The sequence below is a fragment of the Tepidicella baoligensis genome, from assembly GCF_013432195.1.
Lineage (GTDB): Bacteria > Pseudomonadota > Gammaproteobacteria > Burkholderiales > Burkholderiaceae_C > Tepidicella > Tepidicella baoligensis.
On the sequence record NZ_JACCDB010000005.1, the window covers coordinates 16,169 to 34,916 of the forward strand.

General features: G+C 63.9%; 17 protein-coding genes and 2 tRNA genes. 3 read left to right on the plus strand and 16 right to left on the minus strand.

Annotated elements, in window-relative coordinates; translation table 11 throughout:
- Positions 1-6 precede the first annotated feature (6 nt).
- From fabZ to rpsB, 12 genes are all read right to left on the minus strand, one after another.
- On the minus strand, positions 7-447 hold the full coding sequence (fabZ, locus tag HZS63_RS07180; RefSeq protein WP_180683378.1) for a 3-hydroxyacyl-ACP dehydratase FabZ: 441 nt from the start codon (positions 445-447) through the stop codon (positions 7-9).
- Positions 444-1,475, minus strand: a complete 1,032-nt coding sequence (gene lpxD, locus HZS63_RS07185; protein WP_180683379.1) for a UDP-3-O-(3-hydroxymyristoyl)glucosamine N-acyltransferase — start codon at positions 1,473-1,475, stop codon at positions 444-446. Before lpxD ends, fabZ begins: the two co-directional genes overlap by 4 nt.
- A gap of 16 nt (positions 1,476-1,491) precedes the next feature.
- Entirely contained in the window at positions 1,492-2,010 is a 519-nt protein-coding gene (locus tag HZS63_RS07190) for an OmpH/Skp family outer membrane protein (protein ID WP_180683380.1), read from the minus strand.
- Complete coding sequence (gene bamA / locus HZS63_RS07195) at positions 2,010-4,322, minus strand: outer membrane protein assembly factor BamA (RefSeq protein ID WP_180683381.1); 2,313 nt, start codon at positions 4,320-4,322, stop codon at positions 2,010-2,012. Before bamA ends, HZS63_RS07190 begins: the two co-directional genes overlap by 1 nt.
- A gap of 12 nt (positions 4,323-4,334) precedes the next feature.
- Positions 4,335-5,699 carry an RIP metalloprotease RseP gene (gene rseP / locus HZS63_RS07200; protein WP_180683382.1) on the minus strand — a complete coding sequence of 455 codons (1,365 nt, stop codon included), beginning with the start codon at positions 5,697-5,699 and terminating at the stop codon, positions 4,335-4,337.
- 10 nt (positions 5,700-5,709) lie between these two features.
- Positions 5,710-6,888, minus strand: a complete 1,179-nt coding sequence (gene ispC / locus HZS63_RS07205; RefSeq protein WP_180683383.1) for a 1-deoxy-D-xylulose-5-phosphate reductoisomerase — start codon at positions 6,886-6,888, stop codon at positions 5,710-5,712.
- 10 nt (positions 6,889-6,898) lie between these two features.
- Positions 6,899-7,726, minus strand: coding sequence for a phosphatidate cytidylyltransferase (locus HZS63_RS07210; RefSeq protein ID WP_180683384.1), 828 nt, complete (start codon positions 7,724-7,726; stop codon positions 6,899-6,901).
- 4 nt (positions 7,727-7,730) lie between these two features.
- Positions 7,731-8,474, minus strand: a complete 744-nt coding sequence (gene uppS, locus HZS63_RS07215) for a polyprenyl diphosphate synthase (protein ID WP_180683385.1) — start codon at positions 8,472-8,474, stop codon at positions 7,731-7,733.
- Between the two features lie 26 nt (positions 8,475-8,500).
- Positions 8,501-9,061 carry a ribosome recycling factor gene (gene frr, locus HZS63_RS07220; protein ID WP_180683386.1) on the minus strand — a complete coding sequence of 187 codons (561 nt, stop codon included), beginning with the start codon at positions 9,059-9,061 and terminating at the stop codon, positions 8,501-8,503.
- A 96-nt stretch (positions 9,062-9,157) separates the two neighbouring features.
- Positions 9,158-9,868, minus strand: coding sequence for a UMP kinase (gene pyrH / locus HZS63_RS07225; protein ID WP_180683387.1), 711 nt, complete (start codon positions 9,866-9,868; stop codon positions 9,158-9,160).
- A gap of 123 nt (positions 9,869-9,991) precedes the next feature.
- Positions 9,992-10,888 (minus strand): translation elongation factor Ts, encoded by an 897-nt coding sequence (tsf, locus tag HZS63_RS07230; protein ID WP_180683388.1) that lies wholly within the window; start codon positions 10,886-10,888, stop codon positions 9,992-9,994.
- A gap of 105 nt (positions 10,889-10,993) precedes the next feature.
- The gene (gene rpsB, locus HZS63_RS07235; protein ID WP_180683389.1) at positions 10,994-11,743 is read right to left on the minus strand and encodes a 30S ribosomal protein S2; all 750 of its coding nucleotides are present in this window, start codon (positions 11,741-11,743) and stop codon (positions 10,994-10,996) included.
- A 148-nt stretch (positions 11,744-11,891) separates the two neighbouring features.
- Between rpsB and HZS63_RS07240 the strand changes: the two genes are divergently transcribed.
- On the plus strand, positions 11,892-13,445 hold the full coding sequence (locus HZS63_RS07240; RefSeq protein WP_180683390.1) for an NAD(P)H-hydrate dehydratase: 1,554 nt from the start codon (positions 11,892-11,894) through the stop codon (positions 13,443-13,445).
- Between the two features lie 19 nt (positions 13,446-13,464).
- Here the strand turns inward: HZS63_RS07240 and HZS63_RS07245 are convergent, their stop codons facing one another.
- Positions 13,465-14,013, minus strand: a complete 549-nt coding sequence (locus tag HZS63_RS07245; RefSeq protein ID WP_180683391.1) for a YggT family protein — start codon at positions 14,011-14,013, stop codon at positions 13,465-13,467.
- 1 nt (position 14,014) lies between these two features.
- On the minus strand, positions 14,015-16,300 hold the full coding sequence (gene rnr, locus HZS63_RS07250; RefSeq protein ID WP_343039963.1) for a ribonuclease R: 2,286 nt from the start codon (positions 16,298-16,300) through the stop codon (positions 14,015-14,017).
- A gap of 61 nt (positions 16,301-16,361) precedes the next feature.
- On the opposite strand from rnr, the gene HZS63_RS07255 reads away from it, so the two are divergent.
- A tRNA-Leu gene (locus HZS63_RS07255) sits at positions 16,362-16,446 on the plus strand.
- Between the two features lie 135 nt (positions 16,447-16,581).
- Positions 16,582-16,666 (plus strand) — tRNA-Leu (locus HZS63_RS07260).
- 44 nt (positions 16,667-16,710) lie between these two features.
- Here the strand turns inward: HZS63_RS07260 and rimO are convergent.
- Together rimO and phaR are read right to left on the minus strand one after the other, a co-directional pair.
- Positions 16,711-18,096, minus strand: coding sequence for a 30S ribosomal protein S12 methylthiotransferase RimO (gene rimO, locus HZS63_RS07265; RefSeq protein WP_180683392.1), 1,386 nt, complete (start codon positions 18,094-18,096; stop codon positions 16,711-16,713).
- Positions 18,097-18,146: 50 nt separating this feature from the next.
- The gene (phaR, locus tag HZS63_RS07270) at positions 18,147-18,641 is read right to left on the minus strand and encodes a polyhydroxyalkanoate synthesis repressor PhaR (protein WP_180683393.1); all 495 of its coding nucleotides are present in this window, start codon (positions 18,639-18,641) and stop codon (positions 18,147-18,149) included.
- Positions 18,642-18,748: the final 107 nt, after the last annotated feature.

The following is an 18,748-nucleotide window of genomic DNA, read 5'->3' on the forward strand; positions in this document are numbered from 1 at the left end:
ACCGCCTCAGGCGATGGTGCGCATGGTGCACATCAGCTCGGCCTCGCAAGCCACTTCGTCACCCACACGGGCCGTGCCTTTGAACTTGAAGATGCCGGCCTTCATGCGCTCCAGCGTCACGTCCATCACAAGCTGGTCACCCGGCTCGACGGGCCGCTTGAAGCGCGCGCCGTCGATGCCCGCAAAGTAGTAAACCGTCTTGTCGTCCGGGGTCACGCCCAGCGTGTCGAAGGCCAGCAGAGCGGCCGTCTGCGCCATGGCCTCCAGCATCAGCACCCCAGGGAACACCGGCCGATGCGGGAAATGGCCGGTGAACTGCGGCTCGTTCATGCTCACGTTCTTGAGCGCCTGGATGGACTTGCCCTTTTCGATCTGCAGCACCCGATCCACCAGCAGGAAAGGGTAACGGTGGGGCAGTTGTTTCAGAATCTGGTGTATGTCCATCATGATCGGTTTTCCAAAGCTTTGATGCGCTCGCGCAGGCGGTGGAGCTGCCGCAGCGTGGCCGCATTTTTTTCCCAGCTCTTATTGTCGTCGATGGGAAAGACGCCGCTGTACTGCCCGGGTTGCAAAATGGAGCGCATCACCACCGAAGCCGCTGAGATGTGAACGTGGTCCACCAGGGTGAGGTGCCCCAGCACCACCGCACCTCCACCGACCGTGCAGTGCGCGCCGATGCGCGCGCTGCCGGCGACCCCCACACAACCGGCCATGGCGGTGTGCCGGCCAATGTGCACGTTGTGGCCGATCTGGATCAGGTTGTCGAGCTTGACACCGTCTTCGATGACGGTGTCTTCCAGCGCTCCGCGGTCGATGCAGCAGTTGGCACCGATCTCCACATCGTCACCGATGCGCACGGCGCCCAACTGCTCGATCTTGACCCAGGCACCGTCATGCGGTGCAAAACCGAAACCATCGGCCCCGATCACGACGCCCGAATGCACGATGCAGCGCTGGCCCAGCACACAGTCCCGCCCCAGAACGACACGGTGGGCCAACCGTGTACCCGACCCCACACGGGCCCGCCGTTCGATCACGGCGTGGGCACCGATGCGGGCGCCGTCACCGACCTCGGCGCCGGCCTCGATCACAGCATAAGGCCCCACATCCACAGCCACACCCAGCCGGGCAGCGGGGTGCACACAGGCGGTCGGATGCACCGCCGCCCCCGCATCCTCGGTCAGAGCCTCTTGCCGCGCCCGCCACCATTGCGTGAGCCGGGCAAAGTACAGATAAGGGTCCGGGGTCTCGATGCAGCTGCCCCGGGCTTTGGCCAGCGGCACCAGATCGGGCGGCACGATCAAGGCGCCCGCCGCCGTGGCAGACAGTTTGGCCGCATGGCGCGCATGCGCGATGAAAGACAAGGCATCCGGTCCGGCGGTCTCGAGCGGAGCGATCCGAGCCACCGGTGTGTGCCCGGTTCCATGCAAAACGCCGCCCAAGGCGGCGTGGATGTCAGCCAGCGTCGTGGTCACGGCAGACGCCCGCTCATCAGCGACCGTTGTTCAATCCATTGATGACGCGGTCGGTGATGTCATGCTTGGGGTTGATGTACACCGCTTCCTGGATGATGAGGTCGTATTTTTCGGCTTCGGCAATCTGGCGGATCACGCGGTTGGCACGCTCCAGCACCTGCTGCAACTCCTCATTCTTGCGCAGGTTCAGATCTTCCTGGAACTCACGGCTGCGGCGCTGAAAATCCCGGTCCATGTCCACCAACTGGCGCTGGCGGGCGGTGCGTTGGGCTTCCGATAGCGTGGGAGCCTCTCGCTCAAATTTTTCAGAGGCGGTACGCAACTGGTTGCGCAGGTTTTCGAGTTCGCGCTCACGGCGGGAGAATTCCTGTTCCAACTTGGTCTGCGCCGCCTTGGCGGCAGCGGAGTCGCGGAAAATGCGGTCGGTGTTGACAAACCCGATCTTGAAGTCCTGAGCCGCTGCCGTGGCTGCGGCCACGCCCAACACCAGCACCGTCAGACCACGGCGAATTGCGTCACGAGAAAACGATTTCATCAGAAAGAAGTTCCAATCTGGAATTGTACGCTTTGGGGTTTGTCATTGGCAAACTTGCGCACGGGCTTGGCATAAGCGATTCTAAGCGGGCCCACCGGTGAAATCCAGCTGACGCCGATCCCGGCTGAGGCACGAAGGTCGGAGAGCTTGGTGGTCTTCTGGAAATCATCGGACACGCTGCCGACATCGAAGAACCCGAACATGCGCAATGTGCGGTCGTTGCCTGCCCCAGGGAAGGGCGTGATGATCTCGGTATTCAGCAGCACCATGCGGGAACCACCGATGTAGGCATCCGATCCACCGCCAACCACCGGGCTGATGCCGCCCAGTGTGCCTTGTTCGAAGCCGCGCACCGAACCCAGGCCCCCACCGTAGAAGTTCTTGAACAGCGGGAAGGGCTTGCCGCCCAGCCCCTTGCCCCAGCCCGCCTCGGCGTTGAAAGCGAGGGTGTACTGCTTGGACAGAGGAATGTACTGCTGCAATTGCCCGCTGAGCTTGGTGTAGCGGGTGTCTCCGGCAATGCCGACTTCGCCATTGAAGCGCGTGAGCCGCCCCTGGGAGGGCACGAGGGCGCTGTCGCGGGTGTCACGAGCCCAGCCCACGGTCAGAGGCACCGACGTGGGGGAACGGCCAAAGTCATCGATAAACTGCTGGTAGGCATTCGGCAGCCCATTGCCCGGTTCGATGCGGGTTTGTTCCACCCCGATCCCGAAGAACACGGTGTCGGTTTCGGTGAAGGGCACCCCGAAACGGATGCTGGCTCCGGGCGTCACGAGGCGGTAATCCCCCTCCTGCTCCGAGAAGGGTCTGGATGTACGGTAGTACACATCCAGCGAGCGCGAAATGCCATCGGCGGTGAAGTAGGGGTCCACCGTGCTGAGCACGAATTGCTTGTTGTATTTGCTCGTGTTGAGACTGAGGCCGAGGTAGTTGCCACTGCCGAACACGTTCTCCTGCTGGATCCCGGCGATGAATGAGAGCTTTTCAGCCTGGGAGTATCCGGCACCGATCGACAGGTTGCCGGTGGGCTTTTCCTCCACCGACACGATCAGGTCCACCTGGTCGGGGGCATCGGGCACTTCCTGGGTGTCGATCGTGACCTGGGTGAAAAAGCCAAGCCGATCCACCCGATCGCGAGACAGGCGGATGCGGTCACTGTCGTACCAGGAGGCTTCGAGCTGGCGGAATTCGCGGCGGATCACCTCGTCGCGCGTGCGGTTGTTTCCCTCCACCTGGATGCGGCGAACATAGGCGCGCCGCGAGGGCTCGGCACGCAACACCAGAGTCACCTGCGAATGCTCACGGTCGATCTCGGGCTGGACATCGACCCGCGCGAAGGCAAAGCCGAAGCTGCCAAAATAATCGGTGAATGCGCGCACCGTTTCGGCCACGTCCTCGGCGTTGTAGGCCTGGCCGGCACGAATCCGAATCAGGGACTGAAACTCTTCTTCCTTGCCGAGGTAGTCGCCTTCCAGCCGCACCCCCGACACCACGTAGCGCTTGCCTTCCGTGATGTTGATGGTGATCGTCATATCTTCCTTGCCCGGGGTGATGGCCACCTGGGTGGAATCGATACTGAACTCCAGGAAACCACGGGTCAGGTAGTAGGAACGCAAGGTTTCCAAATCGGCATTGAGCTTGGCGCGTGAGTAGCGATCGGACTTGGTATACCAGCTCAACCAGCCCCCGGTGTTGAGGTCGAAGAGGCTGCGCAGCGTGGACTCGCTGAAGGCCTCGTTGCCCACGATACGGATCTCGCGGATTTTCGCCACGTCGCCTTCGCTGACGCTGAAATTGATATTGACCCGGTTGCGCTCGATCGGCGTCACCGTGGTCGTGACGGTGGTGGCATACATGCTGCGGTTGAGGTACTGGCGCTTGAGCTCCTGCTCGGCGCGGTCGGCCAGCGCCCGGTCGAACGGCCGGCCTTCGGTCAGGCCGACATCGCGCAGGGCGCGTCGGAGCACCTCGTTGTCGAACTCGCGCACGCCGGAGAAGGTCACGTCAGCCACCGTGGGGCGCTCCTCCACGATCACCACCAGCACGTCGCCATCCACCTGCAGGCGCACATCCGAGAACAAGCCCAGACCAAACAACGCGCGGATGGCTGCCGAGCCCTGCTCATCCGAATAGCTGTCACCCACACGGAAAGGCAAGGAAGCGAACACCGTGCCCGGCTCGACCCGCTGCAGGCCCTCGACCCGGATGTCTTTCAAGATGAAGGGATCGACGGCCCAGGCGGGGAGCGCCGCCAAGGTCGAGACCAACACGCCCCAGGCGACACTGCGCAAGCGCGAATGCTTGTATTTCATGAAATCGGATTTTCAGCCCAACAACCGGGCGACATCATTGAACATGGCCAGCGACATGAGCCCCAGCAACACGACCATACCCCCGCGTTGCAGGCGGTCCATCCACACGTCCGACACGGGGCGCCCGGTCACAGCCTCCCACAGATAATACATCAGGTGCCCCCCGTCCAAGACCGGTAGCGGCAAGAGGTTCAACACACCCAAGCTGACGCTGATCAAGGCGAGAAACAGAATGTAGGACGTCAAGCCCATGCTGGCCGATTGACCGGCATAGTCGGCAATCGTCAGCGGCCCGCTGAGGTTTTTCAACGACGCCTCGCCCACCAGCATGCGGTACATCATGCGCAACGACAGCACCGACACCTCCCAGGTGCGAACCACGCCCTTCCAGAGGCCCTCGAACACGCCGGCAGAGACGGTCACCATCTCCGGCGGTGCACCGATGTAGGCCCCGACGCGCCCGACCCAGGCATCGCCGACCCGCTCGGGTCGAGGGCTCACATCCAGCACCAGCCGCCGGCCGTCGCGCTCCACCTCCCAGCGCTGCGTCCGCGCCTCACCCTGCGCAGTGACCGCTTCCCGTATCAACGTCCGCAGGTGTTGACCGTCCACCACCACCTGATCGTCCACCCGAAGCACCACGTCTGCGCGGCGCAATCCGGCCGCCTCAGCGGCGCCACCCGGCAGGATTTCGCCGACCACTGGCGCCGACCAGGGTGCCACGATGCCGATGCGCTGCAACAGCGTGGCATCTGCGTCGCGCACAGACAGTTCGGACAAGCGCAGTGTCACTTCCCGGCCCGCTTGATCGGGGCCGTCGGCCAGCCACAAACGCACATCCTGCTGGGAGAGAGCCGCCCGCGTCAATTGCCAGCGCAAGGTTTCGAAGGATTCGACAACCTGCGGCGACTGGGCCTCCTGAGCCATGGCCACCACCCATTCACCGCCTCGCACACCGGCCCGTTCCGCCAGCGAGGCCGGGGGTGGACTGGACAGCACAGGCCGGGGTTCCTGAACGCCGATCCAGGACACGGCGGCGTAGAGTGCCACGGCCAGCAGCAGATTGGCCAGGGGCCCGGCAGCGACGATGGCCACGCGGGAACGCAGAGGCTGGGCATTGAAGGCCCGATGCCGCTCCTCTGGGGCCACCGGTCCTTCCCGCTCGTCGAGCATGCGCACATAGCCTCCGAGCGGCAGCGCACCGATCACGAACTCGGTGCCCCCGCGGGCCGACTGCCAGCGCCACAGGGGCTTGCCAAAACCGATCGAAAAACGCAGCACCTTCACACCACAGGCCACGGCCACGCGGTAATGCCCGTATTCGTGGACCGCGATCAGCAGCCCGAGGGCCGCCAGAAAGGCCAACACCGTCACCATGTGAAAATGCTCACTCCTGCCATCGCTGGACCAGCTCGCGGGCCCGTTCCCGCGCCTCGACATCGAGCGCCAGCAAGTCATCCAGACCTTGGAGCTTTGGAGGCCGCAGCCGACCCAAAGTTGCGTCGTTGACGGCATGGATCCGGTCGAAACGCAAGCGCCCTGCCAAAAAGGCCTCCACCGCCACCTCGTTGGCGGCGTTGAGCACAGCGGTGGCGCCGGGCACATCGCTGAGGGCCTGCCACGCGAGAAACAAGCCCGGGAAGCGTTCCCGCGTCGGGGGCTCAAAAGTCAAGGCGCCCATGGCCAGGAAATCCAGCGGCTCTGCACCCGATGCGATGCGCTCCGGCCAGCTCAACCCGTAGGCGATCGGCACGCGCATGTCGGGTGTTCCCAATTGCGCCACCACCGAGCCATCGCGGTACTGCACCATGGAATGGATCACACTCTGCGGGTGGATCACCACCTCGATACGATGCGGTTCGAACCCGAACAAATAGTGCGCCTCGATCACCTCCAGCGCCTTATTCATCATGGTGGCGGAATCGACGGAGATTTTGCGCCCCATGACCCAATTCGGATGGGCGCAGGCCTCGTCCGGTGTGACCTGGGACAGTGTGGCGGGCTCGCGCATCCGAAACGGCCCGCCCGAAGCGGTGAGGATGATTTTTTCCACCCGCGCCGACCAGGTCTGCTCGTTGTCCGGCAAGGACTGAAACACCGCAGAATGCTCGCTGTCGATGGGCAGCAGGCGCCCCCCTCCCTGGCGCACGGTCTGCATGAACCAGTCTCCCCCCACGACCAACGCTTCCTTGTTGGCCAGCAGCAGCTTCTTGCCCGCGCGGGCGGCGGCCACACACGGCGCCAAACCTGCCGCCCCCACGATGGCGGCCATCACGGCGTCGACCTCCGCAGCGGCGGCCACATCGCACAACGCCTGCGGGCCGCTCAGCACTTCGGTGTCCACATCCAGGTGCCGCAGCCTCTCCCGTAGCTGTTGCTCCAACCCTTCCCCGATGACGGCATAGAGCGGCCGAAATACCTGGCACTGGCGGGCCAGCACATCGACCTGCCGCGCGGCGGTCAGGGCATACACACGAAAGCGTTCGGGATGACGCGCCACCACATCCAGGGTATTGGCGCCAATGGACCCCGTAGAGCCCAGCACGGTCAGTGTTTGCACGGTCATGGGCGTCGCATCACCAGGTCACCACCCACATCGCCAACGGCAACACCGGCAGCAACGCATCCACACGATCCAACACCCCGCCATGACCCGGCAGCAATTGGCTGGAATCCTTCATGCCGGCGCTGCGCTTGACCAGCGACTCAACCAAGTCGCCAGCCACGCTCATGGCCACCAGCAGCAACAGCACAGGCAGCGCGACGAGCGGGCCCCAGGACCACAATGCGCCATACAGATTGGCTGGCGCATCGGGGGCACTCCATGTCACCCACGCCAACGCCAGGGCCAGCACGCCCACCGCACCGCTGTAGGCACCTGCCCAGCTCTTACCGGGGCTGATGTTGGGCGCCAGTTTGCGTCGACCGAATGCCTTGCCGCCGAAGTAGGCCGCGATGTCCGCCACCCACACGAGCAACAGGATGCTCAACAGCATGGTCACCCCGCTCACCCGGGCCTGAACCATAGCCCACCAGGCCAAGCCGATCAAGCACCAGCCCAGCGTCAGACGCAGTCCCCGAGGCACTAGGGTCCAACCTGCCACACCCCGACGCAAAAGCCATGGCGTGATCACCAGCCAGAGCCCCCCCGCCAAGGGCCAGAGCCACCGACTGTCGGCATCCAGTCCGAACACCCACCAAACCAGCACCAGAACCAGACCGAGCAGCCCACCCGCCCAACGGGACGCCACCGGGCCGCAGCCATTCAAACGCGCCCACTCCCAGCCAGCCCCCACGATCAACACCAGGGTGAGCGCACAAAAAGGCTCCGGCGATGGGTAGAACAACGCCGGCAGCAGCAGGGCCAGAAGGATCACGGCCGTGATGATGCGCTGCTTCAACATCGGGTCACGCCTCTGACGCCACCACCTGGCCCGCCGAACCGACCTGCTCCGAGGTCCGTCCGAACCGGCGCTGGCGACGCGCGAAGTCAGAGAGCGCCTGCTGGAAAGCCTCTCGACTGAAGGCGGGCCACAGAGCGTCCGAGAAGTAGAGCTCGCTGTAGGCCATCTGCCAGATGAGGAAATTGCTCAGGCGTTGCTCGCGGCCTGTGCGGATGACCAGATCGGGATCCGGCACATGCGCCAGTGCGAGCGCGGCCGACAGCGACGCCTCGGTGATGGGTTCCCCGCGCTGCGCCAGGGATCGCGCCGCCTGAATGATGTCCCAGCGCCCGCCATAGTTGAAACAGACGTTGAGCACCAGCGCCTCGTTCGCGGCCGTCTGTGCCTCCGCGGCTTCCAGACTGCGGCGCAAGGCCGGTGCCAGCGCCTCCCGATCCCCCGGGAAACACAGTCTCACCCCTGCCCGGGACAACTCGGGCACCTCCCGATCGAGCGCCTTGGCGAGCAGACCCATCAGACCCGACACCTCATCGGTCGGGCGCTGCCAGTTCTCGGAGGAAAACGCGAACACGGTGAGGACTGCAACACCCGCCTCCATGCTCCAGCGGACCACCTCGCGCAACTTCTCCAGCCCCTGGCGATGCCCAGCCAAGCGCGGCATCATGCGCTGCCGCGCCCAGCGGCCATTGCCGTCCATGACGATGGCCACATGGCGCGGCACGGCGTCAGTGCAGGATGTGACACTCATGAAGATGGGGCCCTCCGACCAGGAGGTCAGATGGCCATGATGTCTTGTTCCTTGGACGCGATCAGCTTGTCCACCTCGGCGATCATCCGATCGGTCAGCTTCTGGATGTCATCCTGGGCGCGACGCTCATCGTCCTCCGAAGCCAGTTTGTCCTTAACCAGTTTCTTGACCTGCTCGTTGGCATCCCGGCGCAGGTTGCGGATCGCGATCTTGGCCTGTTCACCCTCTGCCTTGACCACTTTCGTGAGCTCGCGGCGGCGCTCTTCGGTCATGGGTGGAATGGGCACACGAATCAAGTCGCCCTGAGAGGCGGGATTGAGGCCCAGATCGGATTCACGGATGGCTTTCTCGATCTTGGCACCCATGCCTTTTTCCCAAGGGGCCACACCAATCGTACGGGCATCCAGCAACGACAGATTGGCCACTTGCGACAGCGGCAGCATGGAGCCGTAGTATTCCACGTGAACCGTGTCCAGCAACGCGGGGTTGGCACGCCCGGTGCGGACCTTGGCCAGGTTGGCCTTGAGCGCCTCCAGGGAGGCGTTCATCTTGTGTTCGGCGTTCTTTTTGATGTCTGGAATTTGCATGATCGACCTCTGTGGCAGGACCTCTGATGGGCCTCGACCGGCTGGGCGGCATACGGCTCTCAGGGATCGAACCTGCGAGCATACACCGAGCCACGCTTAGACGTGTACCAGCGTACCCTCGTCTTCACCCATGACGACGCGACGCAACGCCCCTGGCTTGAAAATGCTGAACACGCGCACCGGCAGATTCTGGTCGCGGCACAGAGCGAAGGCGGTGGCGTCCATCACCTGGAGTTGCCGCGCCATGGCCTCGTCGAAACTGATCGACTGGTAGCGCGTGGCGGTCTTGTCCTTGTTCGGGTCGGCGGTGTACACACCGTCGACCTTGGTGGCCTTGAGCACGATCTCGGCACCGATTTCGGCCCCACGCAAGGCGGCCGCTGTGTCGGTGGTGAAAAAGGGGTTGCCGGTGCCTGCGGCAAAGATCACAACCTTGCCCTCTTCCAGGTATTGCAGGGCCTTGGGCCGGACGTAGGGCTCGACCACCTGTTCGATGGCAATGGCGGACATCACCCGGGCGGTGACGCCGGCCCGCTCCATCGCATCGCCCAGCGCCAGGGAGTTCATGACCGTCGCCAACATGCCCATGTAGTCGGCCGTGGCACGATCCATGCCCACCGATCCGCCCGCGACACCGCGAAAAATGTTGCCGCCGCCGATGACCACCGCCACCTGCACCCCCAGGCGCGTGACTTCCGCCACCTCCTCGACGATGCGAACGATGGTAGCACGGTTGATGCCGAAGGCGTCGTCGCCCATGAGGGCTTCGCCGGAAAGTTTCAGGAGGATGCGCTGGTGGGCTGGCATAGGCAGGCTGCGGCGATGTGGTTCGGTGATTGTAGGGGTTGGGTGTGACAACGGCCGGCCCCATGCGAGGCCGGCCGTGTAAATGTTTGCAAGCGCCCCGCGGGGCACGGCGGGCAGGAGCGCTCAGGCGCCTTTGGCAGCGGCCACCTGGGCAGCCACTTCGGCGGCGAAGTCGTCTTGCTTTTTCTCGATGCCTTCGCCCACCACATACAGGGTGAAACCCTTGACCTGGGTGTTGGCAGACTTGAGGTAGGCGCCCACAGTCTGCTTGCCATCGGCGGCCTTCACGAACACCTGGTCCAGCAAGGAGACTTCCTTGAGGTACTTCTGCACGGAGCCTTCCACCATCTTGGCAACGATATCGGCCGGTTTGCCGGATTCGGCAGCCTTCTGCTCGGCCACGGAACGCTCCTTGGCAATCAGCTCGGCCGGCACGTCGGCACCAGACAAGGCCACCGGCTTCATGGCGGCAATGTGCATGGCGGTGTCCTTGGCCGCCACGGCGTCACCCTCGTACTCCACCATCACACCGATGCGCACACCGTGCAGGTAAGCCGCCAGTTGACCGCCCCCGCTGTAGCGCTTGAAGCGGCGGATCGTCATGTTTTCGCCGATTTTGCCGATCAGGCCCTTGCGCACGTCTTCCACGGTGGGCCCAAAGCCCTCCATGGACAGCGGCAACGCGCTCAGAGCCGCCAGATCGGCAGGGTTGTGCTTCACGATCAAGGCGGCGACATGGTTGCAGAAGGCCAGGAACAGTTCGTTCTTGGAGACGAAGTCGGTTTCGCAGTTCACTTCGACCAGCGCGCCGGTGTTGCCTTCGATACAGGAAGCGACCACGCCTTCGGCGGTGATGCGGCTGGCGGCTTTGCCGGCCTTGTTACCCAGCTTGACGCGCAGGATCTCCTCGGCCTTTTCCATGTTGCCGTCGGCCTCGGTCAGGGCCTTCTTGCATTCCATCATGGGAGCGTCGGTCTTGGCACGCAGTTCAGCGACCATGCTTGCGGTGATTGCAGCCATTGTGTTCTCCAGTGAGGGGCCTGAGACCCCATATTGCAATGTCTTGATGAAAGCCCGGTGATAAAAAAGGGGCTCAGCGCCCCTCGGTCAGCCGGGCAGCCGCGATCAGGCAGCGTCCTTGACCTCGACGAACTCGTCGGCACTGTCGGCCTGGACGGCTTGGACCACGTTGTTCACAGCCTGGGCACGGCCCTCGAGGATCGCATCGGCGATACCACGGGCGTACAAAGCCACGGCCTTGGCGGAGTCATCGTTGCCAGGAATCACATAGTCGATGCCTTCGGGCGAATGGTTGGTATCGACCACACCAATCAGAGGAATGCCGAGTTTCTGAGCTTCGGCCACGGCGATTTTGTGATACCCCACGTCGATCACGAAAATGGCGTCGGGCAGGGCATTCATGTCCTGAATGCCGCCGATGTCCTTTTCGAGCTTCTCGATTTGGCGATTGAAATTCAACTGCTCCTTCTTGGACATGCTGTCGAGCCCAGCCTCTTTCTGGGCCAGCATGTCTTTGAGGCGCTTGATGGAGGTCTTGACCGTCTTGAAGTTGGTCAACATGCCACCGAGCCAACGCTGTTCGACATAAGGCACACCGGCACGACGAGCCTCCTGCGCCACGATGTCGCGGGACTGGCGCTTGGTACCGACCATGAGCACGGTGCCGCCGTTGGCGGTGAGCTGGCGCACGAATTTCGCGGCCTCTTCGAACATCGGCAACGTCTTTTCGAGGTTGATGATGTGAATCTTGTTGCGATGGCCGAAGATGTAGGGGGCCATCTTGGGATTCCAGAAGCGGGTTTGGTGACCGAAGTGCACACCGGCTTCCAGCATTTCGCGCATGGAAATGGACATGATGATTGGTTTCCAGAGGTTGGGACTTAAATCCAGCCCCGATTGACGCCACAATGGCATCAACACCCGGTTGGGCTGGTTTGCGATTGGTTTGGCTACCCGCGCACCCTGGCACGCCAGCAGCAAAACCTAGAAATTATAGCACCCCATGGCTTTGCACCGCATCACCCCTGACGCCCCGCCTCGGGACTGGCCACTGCACGACACGGCCGCCACGCGGCTGTGGGAAGCACGGCTCCAGTCCGTGCTGCCACCGCATACGCTCATGCAGCGCGCCGGACAAGCCGTGTACCGGCTCAGCGCTGCGCTGGCCCCTCACGCGCGGCAGGTCTGGGTGGCCTGCGGCGGAGGAAACAACGGAGGCGATGGCTTTGTGGCGGCAGCGGCGTGGCACAGGCGCCTGGCTCCGATCGGCGGCAGGGTCGTGGCGACCTGGTCGGGTCAGGAAGATCGCCTGCCCGCAGACGCGCGGCAGGCGCTGGGCGTGGCGCGGCAACACGGCGTTCCAATCACCAGAGAGCCGCCACCCTCGGCAGATTTGGCGATCGATGCGATCTTCGGCATCGGGCTGCGCGAACCCCCTCGGGACGAGATGGGCGCATGGATCGAGCAGCTCCAACGCTTCAACGGCCCGACGGTATGCGTCGATCTGCCCAGCGGGCTCGACGGCGACCATGGCCGCTGGCTGAACGCCGCCCCCGCCAAGCCTCATCCACTTCGCCACACCCTCGCCCTGCTGACCCTCAAGCCCGGACTGTTCACCCACCAGGGGCGTGATGCGGCTGGCCACTGCTGGTTCGACGATCTGGACGCTGGCGACGCCGCAACGGCCGCACCGGCCCCCACCGCATGGCTGCACGGCGGCCGCGAGGACATCGGCATGCAGCGACGCTGGCGACATCAAACCCACAAAGGTCGGCACGGCGATCTCCTGGTCATCGGTGGCCAGATGCCCGACACCGGGCATGCCGGTATGACGGGGGCCGCCATTTTGGCGGCACGCGCCGGTTTGCATGCCGGCGCCGGCCGGGTTCATGTGGGTTTGCTCTGCGCCCCACACAGCTCACTGCCCATGGCGTTCGACCCGCTGCAACCCGAGTTGATGTTTCGCAACGCCAACGATCTCCTCGACAGCGGGTTGGCCGCACGGGCCGTGACCGTGTGCGGCTGCGGTGGTGGCGCAAGGGTCGCCGAGGTCTTGCCCCGCCTGCTGACCATCAGCCCCACATTGGTGCTGGATGCGGACGCACTCAACACCTTGGCAGCGGACCGGGGTTTGCAGCAAGCCCTGCGATCTCGCGCGGATGCGGGCCAGTCCACCATCCTCACCCCCCACCCGCTGGAAGCGGCGCGACTGCTCGACACCGACGCGTCCAGTGTCCAGAACCGGCGGCTGGAGGCGGCACAGGCATTGGCTCAAGGGCTGCGTTGCACCGTGGTGCTCAAGGGCTCGGGCAGCATCACAGCCAGCCCCGGCCAGCTCCCGCGCATCAACCCCACAGGCAACGGCCTGCTGGCCACCGCCGGCACCGGCGACGTGTTGGCCGGGCTGATCGGCGCCCTGCTCTGCCAGGGCTTTGCCCCGGACTCCATGGCGTGCAGGGTCGCCGATGCGGTGTTGCTTCATGGCCAAAGCGCAGACCGCTGGCCGCAAGAGAAGCCAACGCTGTGCGCCAGCGACGTGATTCGGCATCTGGCCTGAGCGCCGGCCAGGCCAGGGATCAGGCGATGATCAGCAGCCCCACCTGCAGCAGGATGATGAGCACCAGCACGGAAAGGTCCACTCCGCCCAGGGTGGGGATGATGCGGCGGATGGGCGCGAGGACGGGATCGATCAACCGCGCCAGCACGCTCTGGATGGGCGAATGGGGCTGTATCCAGGACAGGACGGCATACACCAACGCCAGCAGCATGAGCCCCTGCAGCACCGTCCGCACCATGAAGGTGATGGCGACGAACGGCACCGTGACCAGAAAGCCGAGATTCTGCACCCCCGGCACCTGCCCACCCCACAGGGCATGCCACAGTGCGGAATAGGCCAACGCCAGCACAAAGGCAGCCAGGAAGCTGCCCCAGTCGATGTTGGCATAGGCCCAGCCGCGTGGCAGCGTCTTGCGCAAGGGCTGGACGATCCAATCGGTGATCGCCATCACGAAGATGCCCGGCTGCTGGGTCATGCGCATGCGGCGCGTGTTCATCCAGCCACGCAGCAACGCTGCTCCGATGAGGAAGAAAAACAGCGTGTCCAACAGGAAAAACAGGATGCGCATGTCAACGGTCGCCTTTTTTCGACTGACCGCCCCCGCGAGAGGGGCGGCCAGCGTCATCGCCCACCTGGCGGCGTGCAGCGGATTTGCCGCCCGAGGCGCGTCGGTCCGGATATTGTGCCGCAGCCGACCCCGGATGGCTCTTGCGGCTCGCACGTGCGCGGCTGGGGGTATCCGCAGCGTCGCCATGTTTGTCGCGCAGCGCGCGCGCCATCAGGCCCTCGTCAGGGCGGACCAGGCGGAAATCGACCCGGCGTCCATCCAGATCGACCCGGCTGACCTGCACGTTCACCTTGGAGCCCAGTGTGTAGCGGATACCGGTGCGCTCACCCCGAAGTTCCTGCCGGGCCTCGTCGTACCGGAAATACTCGCCACCGAGTTCGGTGATGTGCACCAGCCCTTCCACGTACAGGTTGTCGAGGGTGACGAACAGGCCGAAGCTGGTGACCGCGGTCACCACCCCGGTGAACTCCTCACCCAGGCGCTCGCGCATGTACTTGCATTTGAGCCAGGCCTCGACATCGCGGCTGGCCTCGTCGGCCCGACGCTCGTTGGCGCTGCAATGCAGGCCCGCGGCCTCCCAACCCAGCATTTCCGCGCTGGAACGGGTGGCATGGGCCCGCTGCCGATGTGCCTGCTCGGCCACCGAAGGGGCTTGGGAGGCCAGGCGCTTGGACAGTTTCGCATGCGCCTCGCCCGGGGTGGGCAAGGGGGGCAGGTGGTACTTGCGTTCTTGCAAGATGGCTTTGATCACCCGATGCACCAGCAGGTCCGGGTAGCGACGGATGGGGCTGGTGAAATGGGTGTAGGCTTCGAACGCCAAGCCGAAGTGGCCGCTGTTGTGGGGGGTATAAATCGCCTGCTGCATGGAACGCAACAGCATCTGGTGGATCTGGGCGGCGTCGGGTCGATCCTGGGTGGCATGGGCGAGGCGCTGGAAATCCCTCGGGTGCGGCTCGTCACCCAAGGTGTAGGGCACCCCCAGCGCCTTGAGGTACTGGCGCAAGGTTTCGAGTTTCTCGGCAGAGGGCTTGTCGTGCACGCGAAACAGCCCGTAGTGCCGGCTTTGGGCAATGAATTCGGCGGCGCAGACGTTGGCGGCCAGCATCGCCTCCTCGATCAGCTTGTGGGCATCGTTGCGGATGCGGGGTACGATTTTTTCGATCCGGCCGGACTCGTCACACACGATCTGCGTTTCGACGGTCTCGAAATCCACCGCCCCGCGCCGCTCTCGGGCGACCAGCAAGGCGCGATAGACATCGTGCAGATTCAACAAATGTGGCACCAGGGCCTTGCGCTGCTGCGCCTCCGGTCCGCGGGTGTTCTGCAAAATGGCGGCGACCTCGGTATAGGTCAGACGGCCGTGACTGAACATCACGGCGGGATAGAACTGGTAGGCATGGATCTCACCCTTGGCCGTGATGAGCATGTCACAGACCATGCACAGCCGCTCCACTCCAGGATTGAGCGAGCACAGACCGTTGGAGAGCTTCTCCGGCAGCATGGGGATCACGCGCCGGGGGAAATAGACGCTGGTGGCCCGATCGTAGGCGTCCACATCCAGGGCATTGCCTGTTTCCACGTAGTGGCTCACGTCGGCGATCGCCACCAGCAGACGCCAGCCCTTGCCACGGCCCACGCGTGCGGGCTCGCAATAGACGGCGTCGTCGAAGTCGCGCGCGTCCTCGCCGTCGATGGTCACGAGAGGCACATCGGTCAGATCGACGCGGCCGCGTTTGTCGATCGGGCGCACCTGGTCGGGCAATGCACGCGCCTGCGCCAAGGCAGCCTCGGAGAACTCGTGTGGCACGCCGTACTTGCGCACCGCGATCTCGATTTCCATGCCGGGATCGTCGATGTCGCCGAGCACTTCCTTGACCCGACCCACGGGCTGGCCGTAAAGCGCGGGAGGCTCGGTGAGCTCGACCACCACGACCTGCCCCGGCTTGGCAGAACCCGTGGCTCCCTTCGGGATGAGCACGTCCTGGCCGTAGCGCTTGTCTTCGGGTGCCACCAGCCAGACGCCACTTTCCTGCAGCAGGCGGCCAATGATGGGAGCGCTGGAACGCTCGATGATTTCCGTGACCCGGCCTTCGGGCCGTCCCCGGCGGTCGTACCGCACGATACGGGCCTTGACACGGTCCTTGTGCAGGACGGCCCGCATTTCGTTGGGCGGCAGGTAGAGATCGGGTTGCCCGTCGTCGCGGACCACGAAGCCGTGACCGTCACGGTGGCCATTGACCACCCCTTCAAACTCGGACAACAGCAGGTTCTGGTTTTTTTCTTTCACTCGGATCTTGTTGCACTCACTGCAGGGGCTGACACATGCTATAATTTCAGCTTATCTGAAAGCCCAGGTGGCGGAATTGGTAGACGCACTAGTTTCAGGTACTAGCGCCGCGAGGCGTGGAGGTTCGAGTCCTCTCTTGGGCACCAATCATAAAGAGTTCAGCCTGCAGATTTCATGTCTGCAGGCTTTTTTCTTGATCGCGGCGCCCTGGGCAAGCCGATTTTTCATCGCCCCCGCCAAAGCGGGCGGCGGCCATGCTATAGTTTGAGGATATCTGAGATGCCCAGGTGGCGGAATTGGTAGACGCACTAGTTTCAGGTACTAGCGCCGCGAGGCGTGGAGGTTCGAGTCCTCTCCTGGGCACCACATGGTCTCGCAAAATGGCCTGCATCCTGCAGGCCATTTTTACTTCAGACCGGCACCCCCACCAGATCGTGACCTTGCGCCGTCACGATGCGGGCCTTGACGAAATCCCCCACCTTGTACGTCTTGCTCGCCTTCTCGGGCGGCAACAGCCGCACCACACCGTCGATCTCGGGCGCATCGGCGTAGCTGCGCCCCACGCCCCCCTTCTTGCCCAGGCCAATGGACTGGTCCACCAGCACCTGCATGGTGGCGCCGACACGGCGCAACAGCCGCTGTGCCGACACCTGTTCGGCCACCTCCATGAAACGGGCACGACGCTCTTCGCGCAACGCGTCGGGCAAGGCTCCGGGCAGCGCATTCGCGCTGGCACCGTCCACGGGTGAGTAAGCAAAGCAGCCGGCACGGTCGATCTGCGCTTCGCCCACGAAATCGAGCAGATGCTGGAATTCCGCCTCCGTCTCCCCCGGGAAACCGGCAATGAAGGTGCTGCGCACGACGATCTCCGGGCACAGCTCGCGCCAGCGCTGGATGCGCTCCAGGTTCTTTTCCCCACTGGCCGGGCGCTTCATGCGGCGCAGCACCTCGGGGTGGCTGTGCTGCAGGGGAACGTCCAGGTACGGCAACACCAGGCCATCGGCCATCAGCGCGACGATCTCGTCCACATGCGGATACGGGTACACATAGTGCAGACGGACCCATGCGCCATACTCTCGCGCCAGTTCGCCCAAGGCTTGAACCAGATCGAACATGCGGGTCTTGACCGGTTTGCCATCCCAAAACCCGGTGCGGTACTTCACGTCCACGCCGTAGGCCGAGGTGTCCTGGCTGACCACCAGCAGCTCCTTGACGCCGGCTTGAAACAGCTTGCGCGCTTCGGTCAGCACATCGCCGATGGGGCGGCTGACGAGATCGCCGCGCATGGACGGAATGATGCAGAAGCTGCAGCGGTGGTTGCAGCCCTCGCTGATCTTGAGATAGGCATAGTGGCGTGGCGTGAGCTTGACGCCTTGCGGCGGCACCAGATCCACGAACGGATCGTGCGGTTTGGGCAGGTGCTGGTGCACCGCCTCCATCACCTCATGGGTGGCGTGCGGGCCGGTGACGGCGAGCACCGAAGGGTGCATCTGACGGACCAGGTTCTGGCCATCCTCACCCTGCCGCGCCCCCAGACACCCCGTGACGATGACCTTGCCGTTTTCGGCCAGCGCTTCGCCGATGGTGTCCAGGCTTTCCTTGACGGCGTCATCGATGAAGCCGCAGGTGTTGACGATGACCAGATCGGCACCTTGATACGTCTTGCTGGTTTGGTAACCCTCGGCGCTGAGCTGCGTCAGGATGAGTTCGGAATCGGTCAAGGCCTTGGGGCAGCCCAGGCTGACGAAGCCCACTTTGGGAGCGGCGGGCGCGGTGGAAGTGATGGTGTCGCTCATGGGCCCCGATTGTCTCAGGTCGGGGCAGTGGCGTCAGCCGGCCGAGGCGTTCAACGCTTCATGCCCATGGCTTCGAGCATTTTCTCCTGCATCTGGGTAAACGCATGGATGCCGGGTATGACGGGCGCTTGCATGCCCATGTATTGCTGCCAGAGCTCTGGCGTCCAGCCTTTGGCGGGGTCGGCCATGGATTTCTGAAAATCCATGAACAGCTGCAGGTTCTTCTCCAGGTAGGACCCCATATAGCCTTGCATGGCATGGCCGTAGAAACGGATGATGTTGGCCAGCATGCTTTCCGAGAACAGCGGCACGCCCGCGGTTTCTTCTTCCAGGATGATTTGCAGCAGGATGCTGCGCGTCAGGTCGTCACCGCTTTTCGCGTCACGCACCACGAAGGGCTCGCCCCGCATGACCAGGGCCTTGACCTCGGCCAGCGTGATGTAGGAAGACGAGTCGGTATCGTAAAGCCGGCGATTGGGGTACTTTTTGATGACGCGAATGGACTTGCCAGGGGCGGCCGACGCTTCGGCCTCTTGGTTCTGCACGGGGCAAACTCCTGTGGATACGGGCAAGCGATACGGCGCCTGCTGCGAAAATGGAGAACAATGGACCACATTGTAGGAAGGTTGTCCGGCTTCGCACAGCAGGATTT

What these genes read in the sequence shown, in the direction of transcription:
- rseP (WP_180683382.1), bottom strand. Translation starts at nt 5,699, where the DNA reads ATGGTGACGGTGTTGGCCTTTCTGGCGGCCCTCGGGCTGCTGATCGCG.
- HZS63_RS07240 (WP_180683390.1), top strand. Translation starts at nt 11,892, where the DNA reads ATGGCTTTGCACCGCATCACCCCTGACGCCCCGCCTCGGGACTGGCCA.
- ispC (WP_180683383.1), bottom strand. Translation starts at nt 6,888, where the DNA reads ATGACCGTGCAAACACTGACCGTGCTGGGCTCTACGGGGTCCATTGGC.
- uppS (WP_180683385.1), bottom strand. Translation starts at nt 8,474, where the DNA reads ATGAGTGTCACATCCTGCACTGACGCCGTGCCGCGCCATGTGGCCATC.
- pyrH (WP_180683387.1), bottom strand. Translation starts at nt 9,868, where the DNA reads ATGCCAGCCCACCAGCGCATCCTCCTGAAACTTTCCGGCGAAGCCCTC.
- tsf (WP_180683388.1), bottom strand. Translation starts at nt 10,888, where the DNA reads ATGGCTGCAATCACCGCAAGCATGGTCGCTGAACTGCGTGCCAAGACC.
- bamA (WP_180683381.1), bottom strand. Translation starts at nt 4,322, where the DNA reads ATGAAATACAAGCATTCGCGCTTGCGCAGTGTCGCCTGGGGCGTGTTG.
- HZS63_RS07190 (WP_180683380.1), bottom strand. Translation starts at nt 2,010, where the DNA reads ATGAAATCGTTTTCTCGTGACGCAATTCGCCGTGGTCTGACGGTGCTG.
- fabZ (WP_180683378.1), bottom strand. Translation starts at nt 447, where the DNA reads ATGATGGACATACACCAGATTCTGAAACAACTGCCCCACCGTTACCCT.
- HZS63_RS07210 (WP_180683384.1), bottom strand. Translation starts at nt 7,726, where the DNA reads ATGTTGAAGCAGCGCATCATCACGGCCGTGATCCTTCTGGCCCTGCTG.
- HZS63_RS07245 (WP_180683391.1), bottom strand. Translation starts at nt 14,013, where the DNA reads ATGCGCATCCTGTTTTTCCTGTTGGACACGCTGTTTTTCTTCCTCATC.
- rpsB (WP_180683389.1), bottom strand. Translation starts at nt 11,743, where the DNA reads ATGTCCATTTCCATGCGCGAAATGCTGGAAGCCGGTGTGCACTTCGGT.
- rimO (WP_180683392.1), bottom strand. Translation starts at nt 18,096, where the DNA reads ATGAGCGACACCATCACTTCCACCGCGCCCGCCGCTCCCAAAGTGGGC.
- frr (WP_180683386.1), bottom strand. Translation starts at nt 9,061, where the DNA reads ATGCAAATTCCAGACATCAAAAAGAACGCCGAACACAAGATGAACGCC.